The organism is Streptomyces sp. P1-3 (assembly GCF_050613155.1).
Taxonomy (GTDB): Bacteria; Actinomycetota; Actinomycetes; order Streptomycetales; family Streptomycetaceae; genus Streptomyces.
In genome coordinates this window covers 2912326-2927305 of sequence record NZ_CP192512.1, presented here as the reverse complement: position 1 = coordinate 2927305, position 14980 = coordinate 2912326, and the positions used below count along the sequence as shown (strand labels likewise).

Genomic DNA, 14980 nt, shown 5'->3' with positions numbered 1-14980 from the left:
CCCTACCACTCGGTAGATCCCTGCCCTACGCTGAAACCGCGCCAGTGATTACTGGCACGGTTATGCTTTCGGCGGCTTCAAGGGACTCGGGAGGCGGAGCCATGGCGGAGCTGACGCGTGAGCACGTAAGGGTGGCGGTGATCGGTTCCGGATTCGGCGGCCTGGGCGCGGCCGTACGGCTGCGCCGCGAGGGCGTCACCGACTTCGTGGTGCTGGAGAGGGCCGGCTCCGTCGGCGGCACCTGGCGGGACAACACCTATCCGGGGTGCGCGTGCGACGTTCCCTCGCACCTGTACTCGTTCTCCTTCGCGCCCAACCCCCGGTGGCCGCGGAACTTCTCCGGACAGCCGCACATCCGCGCCTACCTGGAGCACGTCACCGACACCTTCGGACTCCGCCCGCACATCCGCTTCGACTGCGAGGTCCGCGGCCTGCGCTGGGACACCGGTGCGCTGCGCTGGGAGATCGACACGGTGCGGGGCACGCTCACCGCCGACATGGTGGTCGCCGCCGCCGGACCGCTGTCCGACCCCAAGCTCCCGGACATCGAGGGCCTGGACACCTTCCCCGGCAAGGTCTTCCACTCCGCCCGCTGGGACCACGGCTACGACCTGCGCGGCAAGCGGGTGGCGGTGGTCGGCACCGGCGCCTCCGCGATCCAGATCGTGCCGTCCATACAGCCAGAGGTGGCGCGGCTCACCCTCTTCCAGCGCACCCCGCCGTGGGTGCTGCCGCGCGTGGACCGGGGGATCAGCGCCGCGGAGAAGTGGCTGCACGAGAAGGTCCCGGCGACCCGCGCACTGCGCCGGGGCGTGCTGTGGGGCCTGCGGGAGCTCCAGGTCGGTGCGTTCACCAAGCGGCCGCACCACCTCGGCCTGGTGGAGAAGCTCGCCCTGCGGCACCTCAAGCAGGCCGTCGAGGACCCGGTGCTGCGAGCCAAGCTGACGCCCGACTACCGCATCGGCTGCAAGCGCATCCTGCTGTCCAACGACTACTATCCGGCCCTCGCCCGCCCCACCACCGACGTCATCGCCTCCGGGCTGCGCGAGGTGCGCGGCTCCACGCTCATCGCGGCCGACGGTACGCGGGCCGAGGCCGACGCGATCATCTTCGGCACCGGCTTCCATGTCACCGACATGCCGATCGCCCAGCGGGTCACCGGGGCGGGCGGCAGCACGCTCGCGGAGGAGTGGCGGGACGGCATGGCGGCGCTGCGCGGCGCCAGCGCGGCGGGCTTCCCCAACTTCATGACGATCATCGGGCCCAACACCGGGCTCGGGAACAGCTCGATGATCCTCATGATCGAGTCCCAGCTGAACTACCTGGCCGACTACGTCAGGCAGCTCGACCTGCTGGACGGCGGGCAGGGCAGGGTCGCGCTGGACGCCCGGCCCGCGGCGGTGCGCGCCTACAACGACCGGCTTCAGGAGCGGTTGCGGCGCACCGTGTGGAACACCGGCTGCACGAGCTGGTATCTGGACGCGAACGGCCGCAACACCACCGCCTGGCCCGGCACCACCGGCGAGTTCCGGAGGATCACCCGCCGGCTCGACCTGGCTGAGTACGAGGTGCTGCGCGTGCCGGCCGCCCGCTCGGCCCCGGTGTCCGCCGACCCCGCCACCATCCCTGCCCAGGCCCAGGCCCAGGCCCAGGCCCAGGCCCAGGCCCAGGCCCAGGGCTCGGCGGAGGCGACGACATGAGCAGGCGCCTCACGCGGCCGCTGCCCGGGCCGTACGCGCCCCCCGCCCCGGTCCGCGAGCTGACCGTCACCTCCGCCGACGGCGCCCGGCTCCACGCGGAGGTGCACGGCCTCGACAGCGCGCCCGCCGTCGTCCTCGCGCACGGCTGGACCTGCTCCACGGCCTTCTGGGCGCCGGTCGTCCGCCGGTTGGCGGAGGACCACCGGGTGATCGTCTACGACCAGCGCGGGCACGGCCGCAGCCCGGCCGCCCGCCCCGGCGGATGCGGCACCGGCGCCCTCGCCGACGACCTGGTCGCGGTCCTGGAGGCGACCCTCGCCGACGGGGAGCGGGCGGTGCTCGCCGGGCACTCCATGGGCGGCATGACCCTGATGGCCGCCGCCGACCGGCCGGCGGTGCGGGCGCACGCGGCCGCCGCGCTGCTGTGCAGCACCGGCAGCTCCGCACTGGTGGCCCGTGCCGAGGTGGTGCCGCTGCCCGCAGGCCGGGTCCGGACCGGGCTGACCCGCATGTTCCTCGGCTCCCGGGCGCCGCTCGGCCCTGTCACCCCGCTCGCCAAGCGCGTGCTGAGGTACGTCACCATGGGCCGCGGCGCGGCGCCGGTGATGATCGAGGCGGGCGCGCGGATCGTGCACGCCTGCCCGCGCCGGGTGCGCGCCGACTGGGGCGCGGTCCTCGCCGAACTCGACCTCGACGCCGGAGTGTCGAAGATGACCATGCCGACCGCGGTGATCCAGGGCACCGCCGACCGGCTCACCCCCATCGGGCACGCCCGGAGCATCGCGGCCCGGCTGCCCGAGTGCGTGGGCCTGACCGAGCTGCGCGGCCTGGGCCACATGACACCCCTGGAAGACCCGGTCGCGGTCGCCGACCGGATCAGGGTGCTCGTCACGACGTATGTCACGGCGCGGCCTGCCGGGCCGGCGGACGAATCGAACGACGCGAAGGAGCGGACGGCATGAGCGCACGCAGAAGCCTGGAAGGCCAGGTGGCCGTCGTCACCGGCGCGGCACGGGGCGTCGGCGAGGTGCTGGCCCGCAAGCTCTCGGCACGCGGTGCCAGGGTCGCGCTGGTCGGGCTGGAGCCGGAGGCGCTCGAGGGGGTCTCGCGGCGGCTGCACACCGAGTCCGCCTATTGGCACGCCGACGTCACCGACCACACGGCCATGGCCCGCGTCGCCAAGGATGTCGAGGCGCACTTCGGCCAGGTGGACATCGCCGTCGCCAACGCCGGGGTCGCCACGGGGGGCCCGTTCATCGACTCCGACCCGCAGTCCTGGCGCCGGGTGATCGAGGTCAATCTGATCGGCGGCGCGGTCACCGGCCGGGCCTTCCTGCCCGCCCTCGTCTCCGCCCGCGGCTACTTCCTGCAGATCGCCTCCCTCGCCGCGATCGCCCCGGCCCCGATGATGAGCGCGTACTGCGCCTCCAAGTCGGGCGTGGAGGCGTTCGCGCACTGCCTGCGCGCCGAGGTTGGCCACGCGGGTGTGCGCGTCGGGGTCGCCTACCTGAGCTGGACCGACACCGACATGGTGCGGGGCGCGGACCAGCACGAGGTGATGCGCGAGCTGCGGCAGCAGGCGCCTTGGCCGGCCAACCGCACCTACCCGCTCGGTCCGGCGGTCGACCGGCTCGTCGCGGGCATCGAGCGGCGCTCCCCGCATGTGTACGGGCAGTGGTGGCTGCGCGGCATGCAGTCGGTGCGCGGCTGTCTGCCGTCGGCCATCGCGCTGGGCGGGCGGCGGCAGATGCGGCGCTTCGCACCGCGGCTGGGCGAGGTGTCCACCGGGCTGGTGGGCGCGGGCGGCGTGGCCGACGAGCAGGCGCGTGCGCTGAGTGACTGACCGAAATGCGGAGAGTATCCGATCATGCCAGGCTGGTGGAGGTTCAACCCCTATCGGTCGATGAGGAGTGACCCTGATGGGCATGAAGGACAAAGCGCAGCAGGCCAGGCAGAAGGCGCAGGAGGCCGGCGAGCAGGCCAGGCAGCGCGCCCAGAAGGCCAAGGACGAGACGCGTCAGCGCGGCCAGCAGGTGCGGGAGGACATGGAGGAGCGGGGGCAGGACCTTAAGCAGGACCCGAAGCAAGAAGAGCTCGACTTCTGAGAGCTCGACCTCAAAGAGCTCGCCTTCTGAGCGGGCCTTTCGACACAGGGGCCGTGGTGACACCGGCCGCCTGACGCGCATCCCCTTGCGCGTGGAAAGGGGGCGCACCTCGGAGCGCGAGGGTGCGCCCCCTTTCACCTGCCTGGTCTTCTTCCACCTGTCTGGTGTTCCGCCTGTCCGGGCTCAGCCTTCGCCCGTCCGGGCTCACCCTCCGTTGCGCGGCGGCAGCTTCGGGCGGCGCCGGTCGGGGACAGCGGAGTAGTCCGGCGGATCCGCGGCGCCGTGCCGGTCCAGCAGATCCAGCGCGACCCGCACCGCGTCGTCCATCTGCCGGTGCCGTCCCTCCGCCCAGTCCAGGGGGGTGCGCTCCACCTCGATGTCCGGCTCGACGCCGTGGTTCTCCACACCCCAGCCGTACGCGTCGAACCACGCCGCGTTCATCGGCACCGTGATGGACGTACCGTCGACCAGCCGGTGCCGACCTGTCATCCCGACCACCCCGCCCCAGGTACGCAGCCCCACCACCGGGCCGATGCCCAGCACCCGGAACGCCGCGGTGATCATGTCGCCGTCGGAGGAGGTCATCTCGTCCGCGACGGCGACGATCGGGCCGCGCGGCGCGTTGCTGGTGTACGACACCGGCTGGGCGTTGCGGGTCAGGTCCCAGCCCATGATGGTGCGGGTCAGCTTCTCCACCACCAGCTCGCTGATGTTGCCGCCCGCGTTGCCGCGTACGTCGACGATCAGCGCGGGCAGCGACATCTCCCGGCGCAGGTCCCGGTTGAACTGGGCCCAACCCGAGCCGCCCATGTCGGGGATGTGCAGATAGCCGCACTTGCCGCCGCTCAACTCCCGCACCACTTCACGCCGCTTGGCCACCCAGTACTGGTAGCGCAGTGGCCGGTCGTCGATCAGCGGGACGATCGCGACGCGGCGCGGATGCCCCGCCTGCTCGAAGGTCAGCTCCACCGTCGTCCCGCCCGCCGCGGACAGCAGCGGATACGGGCCGGCCACCGGGTCCACCGGCCTTCCGTCGACGTGGGTGAGGACCGAGCCCTCCCGGATGCCCGCACCGGCCAGCGGGGAGCGGGCGCGCGAGTCGGAGGACTCGCCGGGCAGGATCCGGGCCACGCACCAGGCGCCTTCCTTGGTCCGTACGAAGTTGGCGCCGAGCAGGCCCATGGGCCGCTGGTAGTGGCGGGGGCCCTCGTTGCGGCGGGCCACGCCGACGTACGCGTGCGAGGTGGCCAGTTCGCCGAGCACCTCGCGCAGCAGATCGGCGAACTCGTCGGGGGAGGCGACTCGTTCGACCAGTGGGCGGTACTGGTCCAGCACGCCGTCCCAGTCGACGCCGCCCATGCCCGGTTCCCAGAAGTACGCGCGGACGATCCGGCCCGCCTCGTCGTACGCCTGCCGCCACTCCGCGGCCGGGTCGACCTCGTGCAGGATGCGCCGCATGTCGATGTAGACGGTGGAGTCGGAGTCGCCGGACTCGGTGGCGGGCACGGCCCGCAGCTCGCCCTCGTCGTTGACCACCAGCCGGGTCCCGTCGCCGCTGGCCGCGAACCAGTCGATGTCGCTGGTGAGTTCGGTGCGCTTGGCCTTGACCAGGTCGAAGTGCTCAAGGGTGGGACGCCCCGAGGTCTCGGCGGGATTGGCGAACGTCTCGCCGAGCGCGCCGGAGATCGGCCAGCGCAGCCAGACCAGTCCGCCGCCGCTGACGGGGTGGAGCGCGGAGTATTTCGAGGCGGCGACCGGGAACACCGTCACCCGGCTCTCCAGACCCTCCACCTCGACGGTCACGTGGCCCTCCACGGGCCCCTCGCCCTCACCCTCGGCCTCCGCCGGGGCGCCCCAGTCGTCGGGGTCGAGACCGCCCGCCGCCGGGCGGCCCTCGGGGGAGAGCGCGAACGGCGAGGGGGTGGCCGAGGACAGCGGAACCAGATACGGGCGGCAGCCCAGCGGGAAGGACAGATCGCCGGTGTGCACGTCGTAGACGGGATCGAAGCCGCGCCAGGACAGGAAGGCGAGATAGCGGCCGTCGCGGGTGAACACCGGCTGCTCGTCCTCGAACCGCCCGTTGGTCACGTCCACGATCGTCCGGTCCTTCAGCCGTGCGATCTTGATCTGCCGCAGCGACCGCCCGATGCCGGGGTGCGACCAGGTCAGCCAGCCGGAGTCGGGCGAGAACGCGAGATCGCGGACGGGGCCGTTGACGGACCGGATCAACTCGGTGACGGTGCCGCCTTCGGCGGCGGCTGCGGGGGCGCGGGGACCGGTCGTGCCGGGGCCGCCCTCCGCGGCGGCATCGGCACCGGCTGCCGATGCCCCCGGCTTCGGTGCGGCCGGCTCGGGGGCCTTAGCCCCCGGTGTCCCCGTCGTCGCCGACCCAGGGCCACCCGGCTCGGGCGCGCCGGTGCGCGGCGGGCCGGGAACCGGCCTTTCCGGTTCCGGTGCGCTCGGCTCGCGCGCGCCCGAACCCGGCGTACCCGGCTCGGGCGCCCCTGGTCGCGGGGTGCCCGATTCCGGAGTTCTGGGTTCCGGAGCACCCGGTTCCGGAGCCTCCGGCCCCGGCGTCCCGCTCGGCGCCGGGCCTGGTGTGGTCTCCGGCGCCTCCGGTTCCCGGCCGCGTGCCGGTTGTCCTTCCTCGTCGTCGACCGTGACCAGCAGCAGCCGTCCGTCGTCGGCCGCGACCGCCAGTCGGCGCCCGTCCGGGGACGCCACCAGCTCGTGTACGCGTCCCAGTTGGCCGACGGCCAGCCGCTGCGGCTCCCGGGGGCCGCTCGCCCGCGGCAGGTACGCGATCTCGATGGCGTCCTCGCCCGCCGCGTCCGTGACGTACGCGACGCGGCCGCTGGCGCCCAGCATCTCCGGCAGCCGTATCCGTACCCCCGGGGTGTCGGCGATGGCCCTGGCCGGGCCGTCGCGGTGGGTCAGCCAGTAGAGGCTGCCGCGTACGCAGACCGCGCTCGCCCGGCCCGTGGTGTCCACCGACAGGGAGTCGACGTTCCCGGCGGCGGGGACCTGGTAGGTCCGCCGGCCGGCGCGCGGGCCGCCGAGGGTGATCTCCAGTCGCCGCGGCTCGCCGTCCGGGCCCAGGTCGTCGACCAGCCACAGCGCCCCCGCGCACTGGTAGACCACCCGCGAGCCGTCGGTGGCGGCGTGCCGTGCGTAGAAGTCGTCGTGGTCGCTGTGCCGGCGCAGATCGGAGCCGTCCGGCAGGCAGGAGTAGAGATTGCCGACGCCCTCGTGGTCGGAGAGGAAGGCGATCCGGCCGCCGACGAACATCGGCGCGTCGAGGTGCCCGTACAGATCCGGCAGCAGCCGGGTGCCGTGCAGCCACATCCGGCCCGTCGCGCCGCCCCGATAGCGCTTCCAGGCCGCCGGCTCATGCGGCGGCTTGCCGGTCAGCAGCAGGGTCTTGTGCTCTCCGTCGACGTCCGCGACCGCGATGTCGGAGACCGGGCCCCAGGGGAGCCGCCCGCCGGGGCTGCCGTCGGTGGCCACTTTGTAGGCCCAGGAGAAGTACGAGAACGGCTGGGCGTGCGAACTCACCGCGAGGATGTGGGAGACGCCGTTCTCCGGCGGCGTCCAGCCGCAGACCCGGGCGTCGGTGCTGCCCCAGTAGGTCAGGCGGCGCGCCTGGCCGCCCTCGACCGGGACGAGGTGGATCTCGGGGTCCAGGCTCCGCCACGTCGTGAACGCGATCTGCGAGCCGTCGGGGGAGAAGCGGGGGTGGCCCACGCGTGTGCGGTCGACGGTCAGCCGCCAGGCCCGTCCCGAGGCCGCCCCGGAGGCGGCGAGCGGCGCCACCCACAGATCGTCCTCGGCCGCGAAGCAGAGCATGTCGCCATGGAGATGCGGGAACCGCAGATAAGCGCTCACACTGCCCATGCTTTCGGGCCGGGCTGCCCACGGCAACTCGTTCTGTGACACAGAACACCATCGAAACGAGACCGTTTCGATGGTGGATATCGTACGCTTGAACGGTACGAAACAGTTTCGTTCGGGAGAGGAGGTGCGCGATGTCGACGTCGACGGAACCGGCGGTCACCATGCCCCGCTCGCGTCGCAGCCGACTCACCCCCGAACGGGAGGGTGAGCTGTACGAGGCGGTCGTCGATCTCCTCGCCGAGGTCGGCTACGACAGCCTGACGATGGACGCCGTCGCCGCTCGTACGCACTCCAGCAAGGCCACACTCTACCGACAGTGGAAAAGCAAGCCGCAGTTGGTAGTTACCGCGCTGCGAAGGACCAAGCCTGTTTGCCTCCAGGACATCAATACCGGGTCGCTCCGCGGCGACCTGCGTGAGATGGTGCTCCTCGGCGGCGAGGGCCGGCGGCCGGAGAAGGACGCGGCCCTGATGCGCGGTCTCGCGCACGCCGCCCACGAGAACCCGGATCTTCAGCAGGCGCTGCGAGAGCTGCTGATCCTTCCCGAGATCGCAGCTTTGGACGTGCTGCTGAAACGCGCCGTCGACCGTGGTGAGATCGCCCCGGACTGCCCGGCCATGAGTTACCTGCCGCACATGATGTGCGGTGCCTTCGTGGCCCGTCCGCTGATCGACGACGCGCCGGCGGACCCCGACTACCTGCTCACCTATGTCGACGCCGTGGTCCTCCCCGCCCTCGGCGCCTGATACCCCGCCGGCACCCGAAGTCCCCAAGTGGTGCCGGTGACAACCGAATAGCACAACGCACAACGACGCCACCCGGGTACGCCGCTCTCGTCGCCGGGCCGGTTCTCCGCAACTGTCCTTCCTATCCGACGGGAGCACCTCTCCTCGTGGCCACGTTCCTATATAAACTCGGCCGATTCGCCTTCAGAAGGCGGGGCTTCGTCGCCCTCCTCTGGGTGGCGTTGCTGGCGATAGCCGGGGTCGGCGCCAGTACGGCGTCCCCACCCGGAAACGATGAGTTCTCCGTCCCGGGTACCGAGGCGCAGAAGGCCTTCGACCTGCTGGAAGAGCGCATTCCGGGCAGCAGCGCCGACGGCGCCACCGCCCGTATCGTCTTCCGCGCCCCGCAGAACGAGAAGATGACCGACCCGGACAACAAGGCCGTGGTCAACGAGGTCATCGCGGAGCTGAAGAAGGGCTCCGACGAGATCGCCTCGGTCGGCGACCCGTACAAGTCCGGCGCCGTCAGCAAGGACGGCTCCACCGCGTACATCCTGACCAGCTACAAGGTCAACGCGATGGAGCTGGAGAAGGAATCCAAGGAGGCGCTCAAGGACGCGGGCGAGGACGCCCGCAAGTCCGGCCTGAAGGTCGAGATCGGCGGTGACGCGCTGGAGGAGATGCCGGAGACCGGCGCCACCGAGATCATCGGTATCGCCATCTCCGCGGTCGTCCTCGCCATCACCTTCGGTTCGCTGCTCGCCGCCGGAATGCCGCTGCTGACCGCCATCATCGGCGTCGCCATCGGCCTCTCCTCGATCACGGCGCTCGCCAGCACCCTCGGTCTGTCCAGCACCACCTCGACGCTCGCGATGATGATCGGGCTCGCGGTCGGCATCGACTACGCGCTGTTCATCGTCTCCCGCTACCGCGCCGAACTGGCCGAGGGACGCGAGCGGGAGGAGGCGGCCGGACGCGCCGTGGGCACCGCGGGCTCCGCGGTCGTCTTCGCCGGTCTCACCGTCGTCATCGCCCTGGTCGGCCTCTCCGTGGTCAACATCCCGGTGCTGACCAAGATGGGTATGGCCGCGGCGGGCACGGTGGTCATCGCCGTCCTCATCGCCATCAGCCTCATCCCGGCGCTGCTGGGCTTCGTGGGCAAGCGGGTCTTCGGACGCAAGGCCCGCAAGCGGATGGAGGCAGGCGGCACGCCCGCCAAGTCGGACAAGCCCAACATGGGTGTCCGCTGGGCGCGCGGCATCCTGCGCCGCCCGGTGCTCGTGCTGGTGATCGGCGTGCTCGGCCTGGGCGCCGCCGCCCTCCCGGCGGCCAAGCTGGAACTCGGCCTGCCCGACGACGGCTACCAGCCGACGTCCAGCACCAAGCGCCAGGCGTACGACATGATCTCCGAGGGCTTCGGCCCCGGTCTCAACGGTCCGCTGATGCTCGTCTACGACGGCAAGGGCAGCGACAGCACCAAGGCCGGTGCCGAGCAGGCCCGCAAGACCATCCAGGGGATCAAGGGAACGGCCTCGGTCACCGAGCCGCAGCTCAACGAGGCCGGCGACACCGCCACGCTGACGGTGATCTCCAAGTACAAGCCGAGCAGCACCGAGACTGAGGACCTGGTCGCGGACATCCGGGACTCGGCGGACAAGATCAAGGCCGACACCGGCGGTGAGCTCCTGGTCACCGGCGTCACGGCCATGAACATCGACATCTCCAAGAAGCTCAACGACGCGCTGCTGCCGTACCTCGCGCTCGTGGTGGGCCTGGCGTTCCTGCTGCTGATGGTGGTCTTCCGGTCGGTGCTCGTGCCGCTGAAGGCGGCCCTGGGCTTCCTGCTCTCGGTGATCGCGGCGCTCGGCGCGGTGGTCGCGGTCTTCCAGTGGGGCTGGCTGGGCGCGCTGTTCGGCGTCGAGGAGACCGGCCCGATCATGAGCATGATGCCGATCTTCATGATCGGTGTGGTGTTCGGTCTCGCGATGGACTACGAGGTCTTCCTCGTGACCCGGATGCGGGAGGCGTACGTGCACGGCGAGACGCCGGGCGACGCCATCGTCACGGGCTTCCGGCACGGGGCGCGGGTGGTCACCGCGGCCGCGATCATCATGATCGCCGTCTTCTCCGGCTTCATCGGCTCCTCGGAGCAGATGGTCAAGATGATCGGCTTCGGTCTCGCCATCGCCGTCTTCTTCGATGCCTTCGTGGTCCGTATGACCATCGTTCCGGCGGTCCTGGCGCTGCTCGGCAAGTCCGCCTGGTGGCTGCCGAGGTGGCTGGACAAGGCCCTGCCGAACGTGGACGTCGAGGGCGAGCGGCTGCAGAAGCAGCTGGTCGCGGACGGCCCGGCCCGCCGGGACCAGGACCCCGACGCGGAGCTGACCCGCGTCTGACCTGAGGTCCGGCCAGCGCTGCCGGGTCTGATCCGGAGGGCAGGTCTGTGGCACCGGGTCAGATCCGGGAGCCGGCCTGCGGCACCGGGGCTGACCTCGGGGCCGGCTTGCGGCACGTATGACGGCGGCCTCCCGCGCACGGCGCGTGGGAGGCCGCCGTCGGCGTTTTCGCTCCATGCCCCGGACCAGGCCGCGAGGAGGCGGCGCGGTCCTAGACCGCGGTGCGCTCCTGCCGGGCCTCCGCCTCCTCCAGCAGGCGCGTGGCGAGCCGGTCCAGCGCCCGGTCCAGCCGGGCCCGGTCCGCGGGGTCCGCGGCGCTCCAGTCCTCCAGCCGTTCGCCCAGCCACCCCCGCCAGGCGGCGCTGAGCCGGTCGATCTCCGTCTGCCCGCTGGGGGTGAGCGAGACCCGGTCGCCCTCCAGCTGCGCGTACCCGGCGGCCCTGGTGCGGGCGAAGGCCGGTTCCAGGACCTCCGGCGGCATCCGGTGGGCGGCGGCGATCTCGCTCAGCCGCGCCCCGCCGCGCAGCCGGGTCCGCCAGTGGGTCTGACCCAGCACCCAGGCGTCGGCCGGGCTGAGCGGGCTGCCCGAGTCGGCGAGCAGTTGACGGCTCACCGGGCCCTTGGCGCGCCGCATCACGCCTGCCACCGCGCGTTCCAACTGCCGTTCGGCGTCCGCCGAGTCCGGGGCGGAGAAGCCCTCGCCCATGTCGGCGGCCCCGGCCCGGGCGCTGTCGCGCAGTGGCACCTCCTTCAGCAGCCAGGCGATCAGGAAGCCCGCGGCGGCGACCGGTACCACCCACTGGAAGACGAAGTCGATGGAGTCGGCGTAGGCGCCCACGATCGGGGCGGCGAGGTCGTCCGGCAGCGCCTTGAGCGCCTGCGGGTTCTCGGCCGCGCCGGGCGGGACTCCGGGGGCCTCGGCGAGCGCGGAGCGGAGACTGGGGTCCAGCTCGCCGCTGTACAGGGTGCCGAAGATGGCGGTGCCGAAGGAGCTGCCGAGAGTACGGAAGAAGGTCACCCCCGAGGTCGCGGAGCCCAGTTCGTGGTACGGGACGGTGTTCTGCACGGCGATGGTGAGCACCTGCATGGCCAGGCCGATGCCCAGGCCCAGCACGAACATGTACAGCGACTCCAGCCAGACGCCGGTGTCCGGGCCCATCGTGGACATCAGGTACAGGCCCAGCGTCATGACGGCGGTGCCCGCGATCGGGAACATCCGGTACCGGCCGGTGCGGCTGATGACCACGCCCGACAGCATCGACGTCCCCAGCAGGCCGACGATCATCGGCAGCGTCCGGACGCCCGACATGGTCGCCGAGACCCCGTCCACGAACTGCAGGTACGTCGGCAGGTAGGTGAGCGCTCCCAGCATCGAGAAGCCGACGATGAAGCTGAGCGCGGAGCAGACGCTGAAGACGGGGTTGCGGAAGAGGTGCATGGGGAGCATGGGCTCCTTGGCCCGCAGCTCCACCAGGACGAACGCGGTGAGGAGCAGCACGGCCCCCGTGAACAGCCCGATGATCAGCGCCGAGCCCCACGCGTACTCGGCGCCGCCCCACTCCAGGCCGAGCACCAGCGCGGAGGAGCCCAGCGCCACCAGCACGATGCCCAGATAGTCGATGACCGGCCGGACCGCCGCCCTGATGGCCGGGACCGTCCGCGCCGCCATCACGATCATGACGAGGGCGACCGGGATGTTGACGTAGAAGCACCAGCGCCAGGACGCGTGGTCGGTGAAGACCCCGCCCAGCGTCGGCCCGACGACCGTCGTGACGCCGAAGACCGCACCCAGCGCGCCCTGGTACTTGCCCCGCTCCCGCAGCGGGATGACGTCCGCGATCAGCGCCATGGCGGTGACCATGAGCCCGCCGCCGCCGATGCCCTGGATGGCGCGGGCGATGATCAGCACCAGCATGCTGTTGGCCGCGCCCGACATGATCGAGCCGAGGACGAACACCACCGCGCTCAGCTGGAAGATCACTTTCCGGCCGAAGAGATCACCGAACTTGCCGACCAGCACCGTGGAGACGGTCTCGGCCAGCAGATAGGCGGTGACCACCCACGCCATGTGCCCGCCGCCGCCCAGATCGGCCACGATCGTCGGCAGCGCCGTGGAGACGATCGTCTGGTCCAGGGCGGCCAGCAGCATGCCGAGCACGATCGTGGTGAAGACGAGGTTGGTGTGGCGCCTGCTCAGCGCCGGGGCGGTGGGAAACGACGCGGGGGACTCGTCCGTGGCCGTGGTCATACGCGTCGTACCTCCCGCCGGGCGCGGGCCGTCGTATCTCCCGCCGGGCGCGGGCCGCGCAGCCCTGCCGGGCGCGGGTACCTGCCGCGGGCGCGGCCGTTCCCCCACCAGGATTCGGCTGGACGCCGCGCCCCGCCACCGGAACTGCTGCGGCCGGGGCGCGGCGGCCTCCGGGGGCGCGCGCGGCCGGGCGGGCGCCGGGCGCGGGACTCATGGGCGACATCTCGCCTGTCAACCGCTCTTGCAAATGGTTTGCATTTGGCCACATCATCAGACGGTTGTCGCCAGGCAGAGCGGCCGGTGCGGTCAGAACCGGCAGAACAGGCAGGAGCGGAAACCCGCATGCATGTCCCCGACGGATTCATCGACGCCCCCGTCTCGGTGGCGGCCGGCGCGGTCGCCGCCGCCGCCGTCGCCGTGAGCCTGCGCGGCGCGCGCAGGGAGTTCGAGGGCTCCGGCGCCGCGGGCTCCGAGGCCGTCGGGGGAGGGGGCGCGGAGCGCACGGCGCCGCTGGCCGGTCTGGTCGCCGCGTTCATCTTCGCCGTACAGATGCTGAACTTCCCCATCGGCGCCGGCACCAGCGGACATCTGCTCGGCGGGGCGCTCGCGGCGATCCTCGTCGGCCCGTACACCGGTGTGCTGTGCGTGTCCGTGGTCCTGCTGATGCAGGGCGTGCTCTTCGCGGACGGGGGGCTCACGGCCCTGGGCGTCAACATCACCGACATGGCCGTGGTCACCACGCTGGTGGCGTACGGACTCTTCCGGGTGCTCGTGGGGGTGCTGCCGCGCGGCAGGCGCGCGGTCACCGTCGCGTCCTTCGTCGCCGCCCTGGTCTCCGTACCGGCCGCCGCCGCGGCCTTCACCGGCCTGTACGCCCTCGGCGGCACGGCGGACGTTCCGGACGGCAAGGTCTTCACCGCCATGGTCGGCGTGCACGTACTGATCGGCATCGGCGAGGCGGCGATCACGGCGCTGACGGTCGGTGCGGTGATCGCGGTGCGCCCGGACCTGGTCCACGGAGCCCGGGGCCTGACGCGCCGCCTGGAACTGCACACCGTGGCGGTGCGGACACCGGTGGCGCCCGCGGCGCCGATCGAGGCGGGCGGGCCCGGTACGGAGCCCGATGCGGGCTCCGACTCGTCGTCGGCCGCTGCCGTTCCGGCCGACGGGGACCGGCCATCGGCCGCTGCCGGAAGCGCCACCGGGGCGGGGGGCGAGGCCACCGCCGTGGCGGACGCGGGCACCGCGTCGGGAGCCGACCGCGCGCGCGACGTCCTGGCGGCCGAGCCCGTCGCGTCGGGAGGCAGCGCCGTGCTGGCGGACCCGGCGGGCGAGTCCGCCGCTGCGGCCGCCCGGCAGGGCGACCCCGCCGGAGCCTCCGCGCCCGGCGGCGGAGCGGCCGCCGACCCGGCGCCGGAGGGTGGCCGCCGGGGGAACCGGAAGGTCTGGCTCGCCGGGGTCGCCGCCGCGCTCGTCTGCGCCGGCGGCATCAGCTACTACGCCTCCGCCGACCCCGACGGCCTGGAGAAGGTCGCCCAGGACAAGGGCATCGACGCCAAGGCCGAGGACCACGCCGCCAAGGACTCGCCGCTCGCCGACTACGGCGTCAAGGACGTCTCCGACGCGCGCCTCTCCGGCGGCCTGGCCGGAGTGATCGGCGTCGGCGCCACGCTCCTGGTCGGCTCCGGGCTCTTCGTCCTCGTACGCCGCCGCGGGTCCGGCACCGGCGGCGGTCCGGCCGACACCGGCGTGGGGCCCGCGGGCACCGGCACCACCAACGGCACGGCCGACGCCGACGCCCACGCCCACGCCGACACCGATCACTCCGGTCAGGCCGCCGAGGCCGAGGCCGCCGCCGCGAGCAGCGGCCCCCGCGGCGCCGTGCCCGACCGCGGCTCCCAGGTGGTCTGAC

9 protein-coding genes are annotated in these 14980 nt (G+C 72.5%); 7 read left to right on the top strand and 2 right to left on the bottom strand.

The features are described from left to right. Positions 1–101: 101 nt before the first annotated feature. The 4 genes from ACQUSR_RS12160 to ACQUSR_RS12145 all read left to right on the top strand — a co-directional run bounded on the left by ACQUSR_RS12160 (position 102) and on the right by ACQUSR_RS12145 (position 3805). Positions 102–1700 carry a flavin-containing monooxygenase gene (locus ACQUSR_RS12160; RefSeq protein ID WP_431042594.1) on the top strand — a complete coding sequence of 533 codons (1599 nt, stop codon included), beginning with the start codon at positions 102–104 and terminating at the stop codon, positions 1698–1700. Further along, positions 1697–2662 (top strand): alpha/beta fold hydrolase, encoded by a 966-nt coding sequence (locus ACQUSR_RS12155; protein ID WP_431042593.1) that lies wholly within the window; start codon positions 1697–1699, stop codon positions 2660–2662. The genes ACQUSR_RS12160 and ACQUSR_RS12155 overlap by 4 nt, the downstream gene beginning before the upstream one ends. After that, on the top strand, positions 2659–3543 hold the full coding sequence (locus tag ACQUSR_RS12150) for an SDR family oxidoreductase (RefSeq protein ID WP_431042592.1): 885 nt from the start codon (positions 2659–2661) through the stop codon (positions 3541–3543). Before ACQUSR_RS12155 ends, ACQUSR_RS12150 begins: the two co-directional genes overlap by 4 nt. An 82-nt stretch (positions 3544–3625) precedes the next feature. Beyond that, entirely contained in the window at positions 3626–3805 is a 180-nt protein-coding gene (locus tag ACQUSR_RS12145; protein ID WP_431042591.1) for a hypothetical protein, read from the top strand. Between the two features lie 204 nt (positions 3806–4009). On the opposite strand, the gene ACQUSR_RS12140 is transcribed toward ACQUSR_RS12145, so the two are convergent. After that, complete coding sequence (locus ACQUSR_RS12140; protein WP_431042590.1) at positions 4010–7699, bottom strand: S41 family peptidase; 3690 nt, start codon at positions 7697–7699, stop codon at positions 4010–4012. 131 nt (positions 7700–7830) lie between these two features. Here ACQUSR_RS12140 and ACQUSR_RS12135 point away from each other — a divergent pair, with 131 nt between their 5' ends. Further along, entirely contained in the window at positions 7831–8445 is a 615-nt protein-coding gene (locus ACQUSR_RS12135) for a TetR/AcrR family transcriptional regulator (RefSeq protein WP_431042589.1), read from the top strand. A gap of 146 nt (positions 8446–8591) precedes the next feature. Next, complete coding sequence (locus tag ACQUSR_RS12130; RefSeq protein WP_431042588.1) at positions 8592–10820, top strand: MMPL family transporter; 2229 nt, start codon at positions 8592–8594, stop codon at positions 10818–10820. A 211-nt stretch (positions 10821–11031) separates the two neighbouring features. On the opposite strand, the gene ACQUSR_RS12125 is transcribed toward ACQUSR_RS12130, so the two are convergent. Next, complete coding sequence (locus tag ACQUSR_RS12125) at positions 11032–13068, bottom strand: DHA2 family efflux MFS transporter permease subunit (RefSeq protein ID WP_431042587.1); 2037 nt, start codon at positions 13066–13068, stop codon at positions 11032–11034. A 342-nt stretch (positions 13069–13410) separates the two neighbouring features. On the opposite strand from ACQUSR_RS12125, the gene ACQUSR_RS12120 reads away from it, so the two are divergent. Next, a complete protein-coding gene (locus ACQUSR_RS12120; protein ID WP_431042586.1) occupies positions 13411–14979 on the top strand; it encodes an energy-coupling factor ABC transporter permease in 1569 nt (522 codons plus the stop codon). Position 14980 lies beyond the last annotated feature (1 nt).